Below are 15,422 nucleotides of genomic sequence, written 5' to 3'. Positions count from 1 at the left end.
AGCGCGTAGTTAAACCCTATTGGAAAACAGGAAAGAATCATGACAACGGAAACAACGGTTTCAGCGGCGCAACCCGCAGACCCGTGGGGCGCTGCAGCACAAACGACAACCACGGCCGACCCTTGGTCAACAGGTAGCGATGCGGCAACCGCCGGCAACGACTGGCTCAACACCGCACCAACGGACGTCCCTTTTGATTGGATGCACCCCTTCAAAGACGCCATTCTGCCCTTTGATAGCTGGGTGGAAACCGCTCTCAACTGGCTGGTGACCCACGGTCGCCCGGTGTTTCAGGCGATTCGCTTACCGATCGATTTCATTCTCAGCTCATTTCAGACCGCACTGGTCTCTACGCCAGCCCCGATCATGCTGCTGATCCTCTTTTTGCTCGCCTGGCAACTGGCGGGGTCGCGCATGGGGATTGCGTCATTTTGCTCGTTGCTGGTGATAGGCCTGATTGGTGCCTGGGACCAAGCCATGGTCACACTGGCACTGGTGATGACGTCGGTCTTTTTCTGTCTGCTCATCGGTTTGCCACTCGGCATCTGGCTGGCGCGCAGTGATACCGCCGCCAAAATTGTCAGACCCATACTCGATGCGATGCAAACCACCCCAGCCTTCGTTTACTTGGTGCCTATCGTCATGTTGTTTGGTATCGGTAATGTACCGGGCGTGGTAGTGACCATCATCTTCGCTCTGCCACCGATTGTGCGCCTGACCATTTTGGGGATCCAGCAGGTGCCGGAAGAACTGATCGAAGCAGGCCACGCATTTGGCGCCAGTCCGAAACAGATGCTGTACCGCATTCAATTACCGCTGGCGATGCCAACCATTATGGCGGGCGTCAACCAGACACTGATGTTGTCACTGTCGATGGTGGTGATTGCTTCAATGATCGCCGTAGGCGGTTTAGGTCAGATGGTGCTGCGCGGCATTGGCCGACTGGATATGGGACTTGCCGCCGTGGGTGGTTTGGGCATCGTGATTTTAGCTATTCTGCTTGACCGCATTACTCAGACCATCGGCGCGAATAGCCGAGATAAGAAAACCCATTGGTACGAGAAAGGCCCCGCCTCACTCGTGTATCAACTGAAACTGAAGTTCACACACACCGAAGGTAATAAAAAACTAGGAGAACAGAAATGAACGTAGCATGGAAGACGATGCTCACCACAGGACTTGTGGCAGGTGCAACGCTCTCAGCCCCCGCTTGGGCCAAGTTGCCAGGTGACGGTATTACAGTGCAACCTGTTCAGTCGACAGTGGCTGAAGAGACGTTCCAAACGCTGATCGTCAACAAAGCGATGGAAGCGCTAGGTTACACCGTACTACCCACCAAAGAAGTCGACTACAACGTGGGCTACACCTCCATCAGCGAGGGAGATGCCACTTATCTGGCCGTGAACTGGGCGCCGCTGCATGAAGGCAAGTACATCGCCGCCGGCGGTGACGACAAGTTCTATCGCAAAGGGGATTACATTTCCGGTGCCGCGCAGGGTTATCTGATTGATAAAAAGACCGCCGATAAGTATCACATCACCAATATTGAGCAGTTGAAAGATCCTAAAATCGCCAAACTGTTTGATGCCAACGACGATGGCAAAGCCGATTTGACCGGTTGTAACCCAGGGTGGGGTTGTGAAAGCGTGATTGAACATCAGATGGATGCTTTTGGCCTGCGTGACACTGTCACCCACAATCAGGGTAACTACGCGGCGATCATCGCTGATACCATCTCGCGCTACAAAAAAGGCGACTCCATTTTGTACTACACCTGGACACCTTACTGGGTAAGTGGCGTTTTAGTTCCGGGTAAAGATGTGGTGTGGCTGGAAGTGCCATTCTCAGCGTTACCGGGCGATCGTAAAGATGTCGATACCACGCTGCCAAACGGCAAAAACTATGGCTTCCAGATGAACTCGATGAAAATCGTCGCCAACAAACAATTTGCTGAGCAAAACCCGGCCGCGGCCAAACTGTTTGAAATCATGAAACTCAACATCAATGATGTCAGTGCCGAAAATATGATGATGAGTCAGGGACACAACTCTGAAAAAGACATCGAGGCGCATGCCAACGGCTGGATCAAAGCGCACCAGAAACTGTTTGATTCCTGGATCGCCACTGCAAAACAAGCCGCCCAATAATAACTACGGATAAGGCGGTGTGCTGCAAACACGCCGCCTCATTTTCCGCACGGAGGATGACTTGGATATTCACGAGGAAGTATTAGTCTCAATTCGCCAGATCATTCGCGCCATCGATCTGCATTCTAAAAAGCTCAACAAAGATTATGGTCTTACCAGCCCGCAGTTGCTGCTCATGAGAGCCATCAAAGCCGCGCCAAGCATGACAATTCGCCAACTGTCCGTCGCCACCAACATGAGTCAGGCAACGGCCACCAGCATTCTCGATCGCTTGGAAAAACGCGAACTGGTTGTGCGTGAGCGTGACACCATCGACAAACGTAAAGTGCACGCCAAACTGACGGCTTTGGGAGCACAGATTTTGTCACAAGCACCGCAATTGTTGCAGGATGATTTTGTTCAACGATTTCAAGCGCTGGATGCCTGGGAGCAGACGCTGCTGCTGTCGTCACTGCAACGCCTGTCACGCATGATGAATGCGCCGGAGGCTGACGTTGCGGTCGAGCCGCTACTACTGGCTATCGACACGGAACCGTTCAACCTCTCCTGACACAGTGCGAATAAGGAACCTTATCCTTCGTTACGCACTTTTGCACGGCGCGCAGTAGCAAAGTCGTCGTTCGTCACCTGGAACAGGCTGGCGAATGACTGTAACTTGGTGCCCATCTTGTCGATATCTTCCCCAATCAGCGCACTCTCTTCTATTGCTTGCTGGATCACATCGAACTGTTGATCCATGTGCGAGAAGTGACTGGAGACGACATTCAACTGCTGATCCTGCTCGCTGATCGCGCCGCCAATCTTCTCGACATGCAATGAGATATTAGCAATCGCCTCTTCAACCTGGTGCCAAGTATCCTGCGCGTTGTTGACTCGTTCAGCACACGCGGTCGCCGATTCAAGACTGTCGCTCATCACATTCTCAACCCGTTGAGTACTGGTGCGGATGGCACCAATCAGTTCACTGACGCTGTCGGTCGAGGCGCGGGTTTTGACCGACAGATTGCGTACTTCATCGGCCACCACAGCGAAACCGCGGCCCTGTTCACCAGCGCGCGCCGCTTCGATGGCAGCATTGAGCGCCAGCAGGTTGGTTTGTTCGGCGATGTCGTTGATCACCACAATCACCTGACGAATTTTCTCTGCATCGACAGTGAGGTTACTTACCGCCTGCGCCACCAGCGACAAATCGCTGCTGAGCTGATCCATTTGCGACACCGTTTCAACCACCGATGCACGTCCGGAACCCAGTACTTTCACCGTCGCCCCTGATGCCTGCTGAATCCCTTCCAGTTCGCCACTCACCAGTTGGCTGATTTCCGCAGAATGCGTCATCTGATCCTGCACCTGCTGCGACTGATGATGCATCGAGTTTGACGCCTTGGTCAGCTTCACGTTGACATCGTTCACATCCTGCGACATCGGCTCCATACGTTTTATCGAACCAAGCAACGTCGAGAACGTGGCATCCAGGTGATCGATAAAAGCGTTAAAGCTGCGCGACAGCTCCGTCACTTCATCGTTACCTTTCTCTTCCAGTCGGTAACGTAAATCGCCCGATCCCGAACCCAGCTGTTTAACCGCTTGCAGCATGTGATTGAGCGGAGCGAGAATCGAACGCGACATCATCCAGCCGATGCCAAGACCAATCAGGATGGCGGGCAGCAGCATAAACAGCACCGAGTTTTTGATGTGCAACTTCAGCGTGGTCAGAAACGCCATCGCTTCCGACTCATCAATTTCACTAAGCAGTACCCACTGCAAACCGTGCAGATTCAGCGGCATGTAAGCTGAAAGCACCGGAATATTGCGGTAATCTCGTATCAGTTCAAAGCCTGTTTCGCCGGCTAAACCTCTCGCCACCGCGTCCGAATTCACGGACTGCAAACCAATCGACGTCGAGAGCGCGTCCATTTTGGCCAGTGTCGCGCTATCGGTGCCCAACTCTTTCATCAGCGCCAGATAACCCGCTTTATCTTCCAGCACAAAGCGGGAATTAGAGCGCATCAGCTTATCACTCCCCACAAGATAGGTTTCGCCCGACTCACCTAAACCTGACTTTTTCCAATTCTGGCTGTGGGTCATGATGCCGTTAATCACATCAAGCGGCATCTGCATGATCAACACACCGACGGTTTCACCGTTATCACGAATTGGCGCGCTGACAAACGCAGCCTGCGCTTCGTAAGAAGGAGTGTAAGGTTTGAAATCGGTGAAGAAACTGCCGGAAGTGAGCTTCATTGCGCCGCGGTAAGCATCCGCCAGGCCGCTGTCTTTATAAGGGCCTGATTTAAGTGACGTCGCGAAATCGAGTTCTTTGTAGGCGCTGTAAACCACATAACCGCTTTTCGCATCGACCAGGAATACGTCGTAAAAACCAAAGTTCTTAATAAAATCGGTGAAATAGGGATGATAGGTTTGATGCAGCGCATCGTACTCACCGCCCTGCTCGCCTGAAACCAGCTTATCTTTACTGCCCAGAGGATTGGGGTTGAGTGCGATATACTGGTTTTGCAGCGTTTTGGCACGGTCAGACACCTTGCCAAACAAGTTGTCTGCGCTGATGCTGTCGATGGTGTTGATGTCGTGGTAACGCCCCGCGAATTCATTGAGGTAGTAGTTACGCAGCGCTTCGTTGTCATCAGAACGGACGGGATAATCCATAAAGGCTTGAGTAAAACCTTTCACTGCCGCCAGAATACTCAGATCGTGAGACATATTCTGCGCCTGTGAGGCGACCGTATCGAAATAACGCTCAATCTGCGAGGCCGATTCATTACGAGAAATAACCAGACGCTCTTTCGCGGAGGTAGCCAATGCTTCTGAGGCGTCTTTATACACCAACCATCCCAATGCGATGCAACTCACCGCGGTAAACACTACCGCCACCACCACATAGCTGATAAACATTTTGCTGCCTAATTTCATCCGTCCATCCCTTGCATGATCGATTCCCGCTCATGCTAAGGTTTAGCCCAATTCACTCCGCGCAGGCAGAGCAGGCGATGGTTTAGTGACACTTATCACATATGAACTTGATTGCTTCGTTCTAATTATTATTAATCCTATCGATATCGCACCAAGGTTGTGCGTTTAAAAGAGCCTTAAGACGAAGAGCTGATTCCAGAGTAAACCATTTTGTAATCAGGCTGCTGCGGAAAGCAGCGCTTGCCTTTTTTGTCACAGAAATACGGTTGTAATTCATCACAGTTCAGTTATTTTGAACAAAACCCTGTTTCTCAATGTGCTATGGACTACATCGCCTTACTCAATGTCATGCAAGATTATTATCAGTGGCTGTTAACGCTGCTGATTCTGCTCATCTATCCTAAAGCGGCTAAGGTCACTCTTCGTGTGTTTGAAAAGACCGTGATTGGCCGCGACGATGTGCACCGCGTCAAACGGGCGCGTTGGCTGATCAAAACCGCGCTGTTCATCATGCTGCTGATGGCCATTATGATCTTGTGGGGCATTGAATTACGTGGGTTATTGGTGGTCGGTTCCTCCATTTTTGCACTGCTGGGCGTCGGCTTATTTGCCAGTTGGTCTCTGCTGAGCAATGTCACCTCGTTTTTCACCCTCTTCGTGCAGAATTACTGCCGAATCGGTTTGTGGGTACGCGTGGTGGATGGCGCCAACTTTGTCGAAGGCAGAATTACCGACATGACGTTTCTGAACGTGGTTCTGGAAACGGTCGATGGCAACCGCATTCTTTACCCCAATAACCTGTTTATTGTCCGTCCGGTGATTGTGCTTAACAAAGCCCCGGGAAAAGCCGTGAAGAAACCCGAGAAAAAACAGTTACCAATTGGAGTTAAACGTTGAGCGAGTATCAGGACTTATCCCAACAAATCGAAGCGCTCGCGAAAGCGGAAGATGATGCCCAGCAGGTCTCGCTGCTGGGCGAAATGGTTGACAACGGTCTGGATGAAGGTTCACTGGCGCTGATTCTGGAAGCGTTCCCGGTCGATGATCGTGTCCGCATGTGGCGCAGCCTGCCGCTGGAAATGCACATTGACGTGCTGACCGAAATGCGTGCCGATGTGCGTGTGTCGATCATCAAAGCGCTGTCCGAAATTGAGCTGAAGCTGACGCTGGCGAAACTGGACAACCTGTCGCTGATTGAGTGGGAAGACTCGCTGCCAGATGAGATTGTCAGTGAAGCGCTGCGCTTAATCAGCCGCGACGAGTTGGAACTTTACGACCAGGCCAATGAGTTTGAAGATAACGAAATCGGCCACTGGGCAGATCGTAAGCTGTATACCCTGCCGTTCAGTATCAGCGTGAATCGCGCCAAGATCCTGCTCGACAAATATCACCTCGAATCGCCGCAGTACATCTACCTCATCAACAAGGCGAAGAAATTCCGCGGTGTGGTCGCTTTTACGGATATTCTGCAAGCCGAAGGCACAACTCAGCTTAAAGAGCTGAAGAAAGAAGATTTGGTGCTGATTAACGCCCATCAATCACTTTCCGATGCGGTAGAAGCGCTGGAACACGCGAGCTTGCCTGTGGTGCCTGTAGTGAACGACGATGACACGCTCATTGGCGAAATCGACTGGCAGTTTGCTTTGGGCACCCAGCGTGAAATCTACGAATCGCGTTTAATGGCCGGTACCGGTATGGATGAAGGCGACGACCTGTTCGCGCCGATTGTACGCAGTTCCAAGCGCCGCGGCGTGTGGCTCGGGATCAATCTGCTGACGGCGATTCTGGCGTCGATGACCATCGGTCTGTTTGAGAACGTCATTTCCCAAGTGGTTGCACTGGCAGTGTTGATGCCCATCGTGGCTTCAATGGGCGGTATTGCCGGCAGCCAAACACTGACACTGATGGTTCGCGCCATGGCGCTCAATCAGGTCACCACAGGTAACCGCTTTGCGCTGTTGAAAAACGAGGTGGGCATCGGTGCCATCAACGGAGTGTTGTGGGCGCTGATCATCGGCGGAGTGGCCGGTCTTTGGTTCCAATCCACCCTGATTGGCTTCACCATCTCGCTGGCCATCGTGGTGAACATCATTACCGCCGCGCTGTTTGGCGTGCTGATCCCTATCATCCTCGATAAGTTTAAGCTCGACCCGGCTTTAGCCGGTTCGGTTATCCTGACAACCGTGACCGATGTGGTTGGCTTTTTCGCCTTCCTCGGTACCGCCAGTCTGGTCATGCTGTAATCCTGACGCCCTGCTTCGCGGGGCGTGCTTTCATCTGCCCTTCTTCCGTCCTTCACTAGGCATTCAGGCAAAAAAAATTTTAAAAAATTTATTTTTTCCCTCTTGAAGTTCGATTTTTTCACCCTATTTATATGGTCGAGCGGCAGTGATGCCCCACCGTATCTGGGTTCGCTCTCCTTTCAGGCGCTGGAACTTCCAGCCATACGCGACCCAATACGTTTGTCTTTTATTTTCGATTTAGCGATTTTAAGTAGGAGGCACTCCCAATGAACATTCGTCCTTTACATGACAAATTGATTGTTGAACGGCTCGAAGTCGAAAACAAATCTGAGGGCGGAATCGTACTGACATCCAAATCTGCGCAAAAATCTAACCGCGGCAAAGTGCTGGCGGTGGGTAAAGGCCGTCTGCTCGACAGCGGCGAACGCGCTGCGCTGGAAGTCAAAGTGAACGACCAGATCATCTTTAACGATGGTTATGGCGTGAAAACCGAAAAAGTGGACGGGCGTGAATATCTCATCCTGTCTGAATCGGACGTATTAGCGATTGTTGAATAATTTTGTTGTGAGTTTTTAAGGAGATACACAATGGCAGCAAAAGACGTTTTATTCTCGAACGACGCTAGACAAAAAATGTTGACCGGGGTGAACCTGCTGGCGAACGCCGTCAAGGTAACCCTAGGCCCGAAAGGTCGCAATGTGGTACTGGATAAATCCTTCGGCGCTCCAACCATCACCAAAGATGGTGTTTCCGTGGCCAAGGAGATCGAACTGGAAGACAAGTTCGAGAACATGGGCGCACAAATGCTCAAACAGGTCGCTTCCAAAGCCAACGATGAAGCCGGAGACGGCACCACCACAGCAACCGTGCTGGCACAGTCGCTGATCAACGAAGGTTTGAAAGCCGTTGCCGCAGGCATGAATCCGATGGATCTCAAACGCGGTATCGATAAAGCCGTTGAAGCCGCGGTAGAAAAACTGCACCAGATGGCCAAACCTTGCAGCGACAAACAATCCATCACTCAGGTCGGCAGCATTTCGGCCAACAGCGATGCGGCGATTGGTGAAATCATTGCCGAGGCGATGGAAAAAGTCGGCCGCAACGGCGTCATCACCGTGGAAGAAGGTCAGGCTCTGCAAAATGAGCTCTCCGTCGTTGAAGGCATGCAGTTTGACCGTGGTTACCTGTCGCCCTACTTCATCAACAATACCGACTCCGGCAGTGTGGAACTGGATAATCCATACATCCTGTTGGTTGATAAGAAAATCAGCAACATTCGCGAGTTGATTCCTGTACTGGAAGCCGTCGCGAAAGCGTCTCGCTCACTGCTGATCATTGCCGAAGATGTCGAGGGCGAAGCGCTGGCAACGCTGGTGGTGAACAGCATGCGCGGCATCGTCAAAGCTGCTGCGGTGAAAGCACCGGGCTTTGGTGACAACCGCAAAGCGATGCTGGAAGACATTGCCGTGCTCACCGCAGGCCGCGTGATCTCTGAAGAGATCGGCCTGGAACTCGAGAAAGCAACACTGGACGATCTCGGCAGCGCGAAAAAAGTCACCATCAGCAAAGACACCACCACCATTGTGGATGGCGCAGCGGATGAAAGTGCAATCAAAGATCGCGTGGCACAAATTCAGCACCAGCTGGACAACACCACATCGCAATACGATCGCGACAAGCTGCAACAGCGCATCGCCAAACTCTCTGGCGGTGTCGCGGTGATCAAGATTGGTGCGGCAACCGAAGTCGAAATGAAAGAGAAGAAAGACCGCGTTGATGATGCGCTGCACGCCACTCGCGCAGCCGTCGAAGAAGGCATCGTAGCTGGCGGCGGCGTGGCACTGATTAAGATCGCCAATGAACTGAAAGATCTGAAAGGCGACAACGACGACCAGAATGTCGGTATTCGCGTTGCGTTGCGTGCGATGGAAGAGCCATTGCGTCAAATCGCCATCAACGCGGGTGACGAAGGTTCTGTGGTGGCCAATGCCGTGAAAGCGGGCGATGAACACTACGGCTACAACGCAGCGACTGGCGAATATGGCAACATGATTGAGTTGGGTATTCTTGACCCGGCGAAAGTCACTCGCTCTGCACTGCAATATGCCGCTAGTGTGGCTGGCCTGATGATCACCACCGAAGCGATGGTGACTGACGCGCCAAAAGAGAACGCCGCTTAATCGGCCCAATGCATTGAGGGTGAATCCTCACCCTCAATGACGTGAGGTGAAGATGAAACGTTATCCAGCTTTGCATTTAGAAATTGCCGAATCTGCCGCGGGACCATCCAGCCCTAACTGGCCTGTGGTACAAAATTTCCCCCGGGTTTGCCGCGACGCGATATTCTCGCTGCCGCAGGCCCAAGTACCACAACCCAAAGCAAACGTCTGGGTGGTGACGTTCGATCTAAGCAAACTTGCCGAGCTGCTAAACCCGACGCTTCACTGATGATTCGACACGGCCAGCATTAAGCTGGCCGCTTTTACTCGTTCACTGGCTCCAGTAAACCTGAAAAATTCACAACAAGAATAAATCGAAAGCTCTCATTCAATATCCATATAACACTACACATTACGCGGACAGAGGTTCATTATGGTCGGGCTTTCTGCAACCTCGTTGCCTCTCAAGCACTCCTTGTTGCCAATCCGTCATGAAGACACGCTCAATGCCGCCGAAGGACTCCCGCCTCTCAGGCGCTGTGGCTATTGGCATGTTCCAGATTCTAAGAAAGAAGGTGTCTCCAATGGAAAGTCAGTCTTATCAACCGTTAATGAAACGTCCACGCCGCCTGCGCGCGCATCAGCATATTCGCCACATGGTGCAGGAAACCCAACTAAGCAAGAGCGATTTGATTCAACCGATTTTTGTCGAAGAAGGCATCGAAGCGCCGGTGGCGATCGACGCGCTGCCGGGCGTCCAACGTATTCCGGAATCCCATATCGCCGACGAAGTGATCGCACTGTACGAACTGGGGATTCGCTATGTGATGCCGTTTGGTATTTCTCATCACAAAGACGAATGTGGCTCTGATACCTGGCACGACAACGGCTTGCTGAGCCGCATGATCAAAGCCATCAAAACCGCCTGCCCAGACATGATTGTGATTCCCGATATCTGTTTTTGTGAGTACACCACTCACGGCCATTGTGGTGTGGTGCACGAAGGCTATGTCGATAACGATAAAACGGTCGAAAATCTGGTGAAACAATCCGTCGCCGCCGCCAGAGCCGGTGCGGATATGTTGGCTCCCTCAGCGATGATGGATGGCCAGGTCGGGGCGATTCGTCGCGGTCTCGACGTCGCAGGTTTCCCGAACGTGAGCATCATGGCGCACGCGATCAAATTCGCCTCTGCATTCTATGGTCCGTTCCGCTCAGCGGTGGAATGTACGTTGGAAGGTAACCGTGATACCTATCAAGCCGATCCGCACAATGGTCGTCAGGCATTGGTTGAAGCTGCATTGGATGAAGAAGAAGGCGCAGATATTCTGATGGTCAAACCCGGCACACCGTATCTGGACGTGCTGAAGTCGCTTAGCGATAACACACGCCTGCCACTGGCGGTGTATCAGGTCAGCGGTGAGTACGCGATTTTGAAAACGGCAGCGCAAGCCGGCCTGCTGGATGAGAAACGCGCAGTGCTGGAAACCATGATTGGCTTTAAACGCGCTGGTGCGAGTGTGATTGTCACCTACTACGCGAAAGAGCTGGCGCAGTGGCTGAGTGAATAATTTCGCCATAAACCGATTGCCCGTCACTGTTACGGGCAATTTTTGGATGGTAGCGTTTAGGTTCTGACCAACCGAACGCCATTCTTACCACTGCGCTTCACTTGATACATGGCTTCGTCTGCCCGTTCATAGAGGGTTTCAAAGTCATGCTGCCCCGGCACAAATTCACACACACCGATACTAAACCCGATGTGCGCCTTACCGTTTTCCAGCACGAGAGGTTCTGCGGCATGAGTCAGCAACTGGTCGGTAAACGTATTCAGCGCCTTCGTTTCTTCTTTTTCGCACAGCAGAACAAACTCGTCGCCACCGAGGCGCGCTATCACCGACTGTGGCGGCGCAAACCGTTTTAGCCATTCGGCCACCACCACCAGTACCGCATCGCCCGCTTTATGGCCGAGATGATCGTTGACCGTCTTGAAGTTGTCGACGTCGATAAACACCATCGCCGCCAGCGAATCGGATTCGGAGTGATTGATGCGGTTAAACTCACTTTGCAGTGCTTTGCGATTAAGCAAATTGGTCAGCGGATCCTGACGCGCCAGACGCGATAGCTCCTGCTCATAACGCTTTTCGTTAGTGATATCGATGTGAGTGCCCATGATACGCAGCGGCGAACCATCCGCAGCGTATTCGACAATCCGCCCACGGTCCGACACCCAGCTATGGCTGCCATCTTTGTGCAGCATACGATGCACCACCTGATAAGTATCAGCGCGGCCATGCAGGTGATCTTCAAACGCGCCGACCGCCAGATCATAATCGTCCGGATGCAGCTTGCTTTTCCAGGTATCAAGATTTGCTTCCAGTTCATTGGGCTGAAAGCCTAACATCTTGCCCCACTCCATGTTGAAAATGCGCAACCGCCCCGTAGGCACATGTTGCTCCCACAGGCAGAGCCCGGTGCCATCAAGGGCGGCATTGAGCTTCTCTTCTAAGCGCTGCTTTTCACGGGTTAATTGCTCAACCTGTTGTTCCAGTTGCTGAATGCGATCTTGCTGTTCTTCCATGGGCATGATTGATAGTTAACGTAGTAACGCTAGTCTGCCACAATTTCAGGGGACACCGCATCCTCAAATTGACGGCGAATGAGCTGCATATTGGCGAGATTCTCAATAAAGATATCCAGTAACTGTGGATCAAAATGCTTGCCGCGGTTATCACGTAGATAAGTGACCACCTCTTCCATGCTCCAGGGGCGCTTGTAAGGACGGGAAGACAGCAGCGCATCGAACACATCACAAATAGCTACAATACGTCCTTCCAGCGGAATTTCTTCTCCCTTCAAGCCAGCCGGATAGCCGGAGCCATCCCATTTCTCGTGGTGCGTAAGAGAGATGCGGCGCGCCATGCGGATCAGCTCAGATTTGTTGTCGGGAATGATGACGCCACCCATTGCCGGATGCTGTTGCATCACGTTCCACTCCTGATCATCGAGCTTGCCCGGTTTGAGTAAAATGCCGTCCGGCACACCAATTTTGCCGACGTCATGCAGCGGGCTGGCGATTTGAATCATCTTGCACCAGTGCGGCTCTTGCCCCGCCGCTTTCGCCAGTTCAAAGCTCATGCGGCTGATGCGTTTGATGTGTTCACCGGTTTCGTTATCGCGAAATTCGCCCGCTTTAGCGAGCGCAAAGTTGAGCTCATGAGCCAACTCTTCCAGCTCAAGGCAAGCGGTGTCGTAATAGACGGAGGTGGCCAGTCCCATGTCCATAAAAATGACCCGGTTGAGCGCCGTCATGTAGCGCTGAACGTTGCCTATTTCTGGCGCCAGCACTTTATACACCACTCCGGCAAGCTGGCTCAGAACAATGCAATAAGCGCCGGAGTAGATCTTAAAATCGATACCGAGTTTATGATGGGTTTTGCCGATGCGGTTGGTTGCGTTGTAATACTCAGCGCCAAAGTTGCCACGAAATACATAGCGCATCATATGCTCGCGTTGGTGGGCTTTAGCCCGTTTGACTGACTGTTCATCCTGATAAAAATGCGCCGTTTCCCGGTTGCTGCTCAAATGGGCATAAACATGGCTAAGAATGTCATCAATATTTTGTTCCATCACCCAGTAGAATTCGCGTAGCGTATTCAGCGTTTGCTGATCGATGACCAAATACGACGCCCACCGACGAATTACGCTCTCTGGTTCTGAGCTAAAAGCCGTTTCCATCACACACCTGACTTTGACTGTTGTTATTCATCATCCGCACAATAAAAGACCACAACATTTGTGCAGTTAATGTGTGGGTATAGCAAAAGCCTCACGTTGCATAAAGTACGACCAGTTAACCAGCGCCCGTTTTTATGAAGGTATTTGCACTACTTCACAAAGCGATTGGAATAAGCCTCACATGTTGCATGTTGTTCGTGCCACAGGTGAAGCTTAGTGACGGAGTCACGCAAAATAGGCGGTACTTCGCCCGTCTGATTGCGTGAAGCCAGATCGTGGTTTGTAAAAAAATGTAGCGGTAACCCTTCTCCACCGATTGATTAAATAATAAGCTCATGGTTTCACACTATAATAAGGAGAATTTGTCGTGAAACGATTGCTACCTCTGGTTATTCTCGGTTCTGCATTGTTGGCTTCCCACGCGATGGCGACGACAGGCGACCACATCTACGTTCAGGCGTCAAAAGGCAGTTTTAACGATGCCGCCATCACTAAGTTGTTCGAACAACAACCCGCTCTGAAAGCAGAAGTGGATTTTTCCGGCACTCCGCTCAACACCTTTATGCAGGCCGATCTTAATGATGCACTAGCATTCAGCGCGGTTGAGAACTCCACCATTAACGGCCGCTTGGTCCAGGCTACGGTTGAAGCATTGCAGCAATACAAAGTCGTTGGTGTGAAAGCGTTTATCACTACCCCGATTGAAATGTGTGTACTGATGAACAGTAAAGATGTGAAGGCGAAACGCTCGATTGCATTAATTGCCTCGCACCCTGCCGCTCTCAAGCAAATCGATAGCTGGAAACAGACACTGAATGCGAAAGAACTGGCCGTTCCGGAAGGCACGGCAGCAGCGGCGCAACGCGTCTCAAACGGCGAAATGCCAGATGGCACCGCGGCGATTGGAGCTTGTGTGCTGGAGAAAGTGTATCCGAATCTGGTTGTGGTTGAGCAAGGTGTTCAGGACAACAAGAACAACAAAACGTCTTTCCTGCTGATGGATGTGGAAAAACGGGTCTCACCGATTGGCGAAGCAGATGCTCGTAAAGAGCTGGAAGCGGCGATTAAGCAAGGACAAAAGCTGTAATTTGAAAGGAAGACATACCGACAGCGAGCGGTATGTCTTTCACTTGGAAAAGCGGAATCAGGGCTCTACTGATAAGTCATCAGCTCGCGATCATCAAACCATTTCATCAGCTCTGCTCGTGGCAGATGTGAGGTATTCTGAATCACATTTTTGGTCAGATGCGGCGCAAACTTTTCAATGAAGTCATACATATATTGCTGCAGATAGGTGTTTTTGTTGTAACACAGCCAAGCGTAACAATCCGGCACCAGCCCTTCCAGCGAACGCACGGTAATGGAATCACTCAGCTTGTGGGTGGCAACCGAGGCAATAATGCCGATCCCGACCCCCAGACTCACGTACTCTTTGATCACTTCCGCATCCATCGCCGTAACGATGTATTTCGGCGTCAGGCCTTTCTGCTTAAACGCGTTATCAATCGCGCCACGGCCGGTCGATTTGAGTTCGTAACTGATGAGCTTTTCCTGCGCCAGCTGTTCCAGCGTAATGGTTTCCGCTTTAGCCAGTGGGTGGTTTGATGGCACAATCAGCGCCAGTGACCACTTGTAAGCAGGCAGAACCGCAAGATCCATCTGCTCATCCACATCCTGCGCGACAATAGAGAAATCGTAAGGGCCGGACGGCAACGTATTCCCACGGGTTTCTGGCTCAATGGTTCCCATGTGCAGTGATACTTTCGGGTACTTTTTCATGAAGAACTGCACCGTTTCCGGCAACAGGAATTTCGCGATCGCATTGGTGGTGTAGACGTTCACTCGTCCCATATCCGGCGAGGTGACACTGGCAGAAAGCGCCTTGATACGCTCTTCAATTTCCAGCATTTTTCCTGCTTCACGAATGATCTGGCTGCCAATTTCGGTTGCGCCGGATAAGTGCTTACCCTGACGCTCAAAAATCTGCACGCCCAGCTCATCTTCCAGCAACGCAACTTGCTTACTGATACCCGGCTGAGAGGTGAATAATTTTTCTGACGTTAACGAAATATTGTATCCATTACGCTGAATCTCTCGGATATAGCGCAGTTGCTGTAGCTTCATTATGTACTCCTAGGTCACAAAATGATTGCATAACAATCACTTAAATGAGCCATTAGTTATACAGGAATCATCGGTTTCGAGCT

At 51.6% G+C, this 15,422-nt stretch carries 14 protein-coding genes; 10 read left to right on the top strand and 4 right to left on the bottom strand.

What is annotated here, in order from left to right:
- Positions 1 to 39 precede the first annotated feature (39 nt).
- The 3 genes from proW to LGV68_RS08975 all read left to right on the top strand — a co-directional run bounded on the left by proW (position 40) and on the right by LGV68_RS08975 (position 2,697).
- The gene (proW, locus tag LGV68_RS08985; RefSeq protein ID WP_061055415.1) at positions 40 to 1,146 is read left to right on the top strand and encodes a glycine betaine/L-proline ABC transporter permease ProW; all 1,107 of its coding nucleotides are present in this window, start codon (positions 40 to 42) and stop codon (positions 1,144 to 1,146) included.
- Positions 1,143 to 2,147, top strand: a complete 1,005-nt coding sequence (gene proX / locus LGV68_RS08980) for a glycine betaine/L-proline ABC transporter substrate-binding protein ProX (protein WP_020429402.1) — start codon at positions 1,143 to 1,145, stop codon at positions 2,145 to 2,147. The genes proW and proX overlap by 4 nt, the downstream gene beginning before the upstream one ends.
- A 61-nt stretch (positions 2,148 to 2,208) precedes the next feature.
- Positions 2,209 to 2,697, top strand: coding sequence for a MarR family transcriptional regulator (locus tag LGV68_RS08975; RefSeq protein ID WP_020329041.1), 489 nt, complete (start codon positions 2,209 to 2,211; stop codon positions 2,695 to 2,697).
- A gap of 20 nt (positions 2,698 to 2,717) precedes the next feature.
- Here the strand turns inward: LGV68_RS08975 and LGV68_RS08970 are convergent, their stop codons facing one another.
- Positions 2,718 to 5,075, bottom strand: a complete 2,358-nt coding sequence (locus LGV68_RS08970) for a methyl-accepting chemotaxis protein (RefSeq protein ID WP_252536575.1) — start codon at positions 5,073 to 5,075, stop codon at positions 2,718 to 2,720.
- Between the two features lie 321 nt (positions 5,076 to 5,396).
- On the opposite strand from LGV68_RS08970, the gene LGV68_RS08965 reads away from it, so the two are divergent.
- The 6 genes from LGV68_RS08965 to hemB all read left to right on the top strand — a co-directional run bounded on the left by LGV68_RS08965 (position 5,397) and on the right by hemB (position 11,048).
- Positions 5,397 to 5,972 (top strand): mechanosensitive ion channel domain-containing protein, encoded by a 576-nt coding sequence (locus tag LGV68_RS08965; protein ID WP_020329039.1) that lies wholly within the window; start codon positions 5,397 to 5,399, stop codon positions 5,970 to 5,972.
- Entirely contained in the window at positions 5,969 to 7,318 is a 1,350-nt protein-coding gene (locus LGV68_RS08960) for a magnesium transporter (RefSeq protein WP_020329038.1), read from the top strand. The genes LGV68_RS08965 and LGV68_RS08960 overlap by 4 nt, the downstream gene beginning before the upstream one ends.
- A 266-nt stretch (positions 7,319 to 7,584) precedes the next feature.
- Positions 7,585 to 7,875 carry a co-chaperone GroES gene (locus tag LGV68_RS08955; protein ID WP_020429407.1) on the top strand — a complete coding sequence of 97 codons (291 nt, stop codon included), beginning with the start codon at positions 7,585 to 7,587 and terminating at the stop codon, positions 7,873 to 7,875.
- Between the two features lie 30 nt (positions 7,876 to 7,905).
- Entirely contained in the window at positions 7,906 to 9,498 is a 1,593-nt protein-coding gene (groL, locus tag LGV68_RS08950; RefSeq protein ID WP_020329036.1) for a chaperonin GroEL, read from the top strand.
- Positions 9,499 to 9,550: 52 nt separating this feature from the next.
- A complete protein-coding gene (locus LGV68_RS08945) occupies positions 9,551 to 9,766 on the top strand; it encodes a hypothetical protein (RefSeq protein WP_081035119.1) in 216 nt (71 codons plus the stop codon).
- Positions 9,767 to 10,061: 295 nt separating this feature from the next.
- A complete protein-coding gene (gene hemB / locus LGV68_RS08940) occupies positions 10,062 to 11,048 on the top strand; it encodes a porphobilinogen synthase (protein ID WP_252536573.1) in 987 nt (328 codons plus the stop codon).
- Positions 11,049 to 11,104: 56 nt separating this feature from the next.
- Here the strand turns inward: hemB and LGV68_RS08935 are convergent, their stop codons facing one another.
- Together LGV68_RS08935 and LGV68_RS08930 are read right to left on the bottom strand one after the other, a co-directional pair.
- Positions 11,105 to 12,058, bottom strand: a complete 954-nt coding sequence (locus LGV68_RS08935; RefSeq protein WP_252536572.1) for a sensor domain-containing diguanylate cyclase — start codon at positions 12,056 to 12,058, stop codon at positions 11,105 to 11,107.
- A 29-nt stretch (positions 12,059 to 12,087) separates the two neighbouring features.
- Complete coding sequence (locus LGV68_RS08930; protein ID WP_252536570.1) at positions 12,088 to 13,215, bottom strand: HD domain-containing phosphohydrolase; 1,128 nt, start codon at positions 13,213 to 13,215, stop codon at positions 12,088 to 12,090.
- A 367-nt stretch (positions 13,216 to 13,582) separates the two neighbouring features.
- Here LGV68_RS08930 and LGV68_RS08925 point away from each other — a divergent pair, with 367 nt between their 5' ends.
- Positions 13,583 to 14,302 carry a prephenate dehydratase domain-containing protein gene (locus LGV68_RS08925; RefSeq protein ID WP_020329031.1) on the top strand — a complete coding sequence of 240 codons (720 nt, stop codon included), beginning with the start codon at positions 13,583 to 13,585 and terminating at the stop codon, positions 14,300 to 14,302.
- Positions 14,303 to 14,367: 65 nt separating this feature from the next.
- On the opposite strand, the gene LGV68_RS08920 is transcribed toward LGV68_RS08925, so the two are convergent.
- Positions 14,368 to 15,339, bottom strand: coding sequence for a LysR substrate-binding domain-containing protein (locus LGV68_RS08920; protein ID WP_020329030.1), 972 nt, complete (start codon positions 15,337 to 15,339; stop codon positions 14,368 to 14,370).
- Between the last annotated feature and the right edge of the window lie 83 nt (positions 15,340 to 15,422).

This window comes from Vibrio sp. LQ2, assembly GCF_023920125.1.
GTDB lineage: Bacteria > Pseudomonadota > Gammaproteobacteria > Enterobacterales > Vibrionaceae > Vibrio > Vibrio fluvialis.
This window is presented reverse-complemented; position numbering and strand designations above follow the sequence as displayed.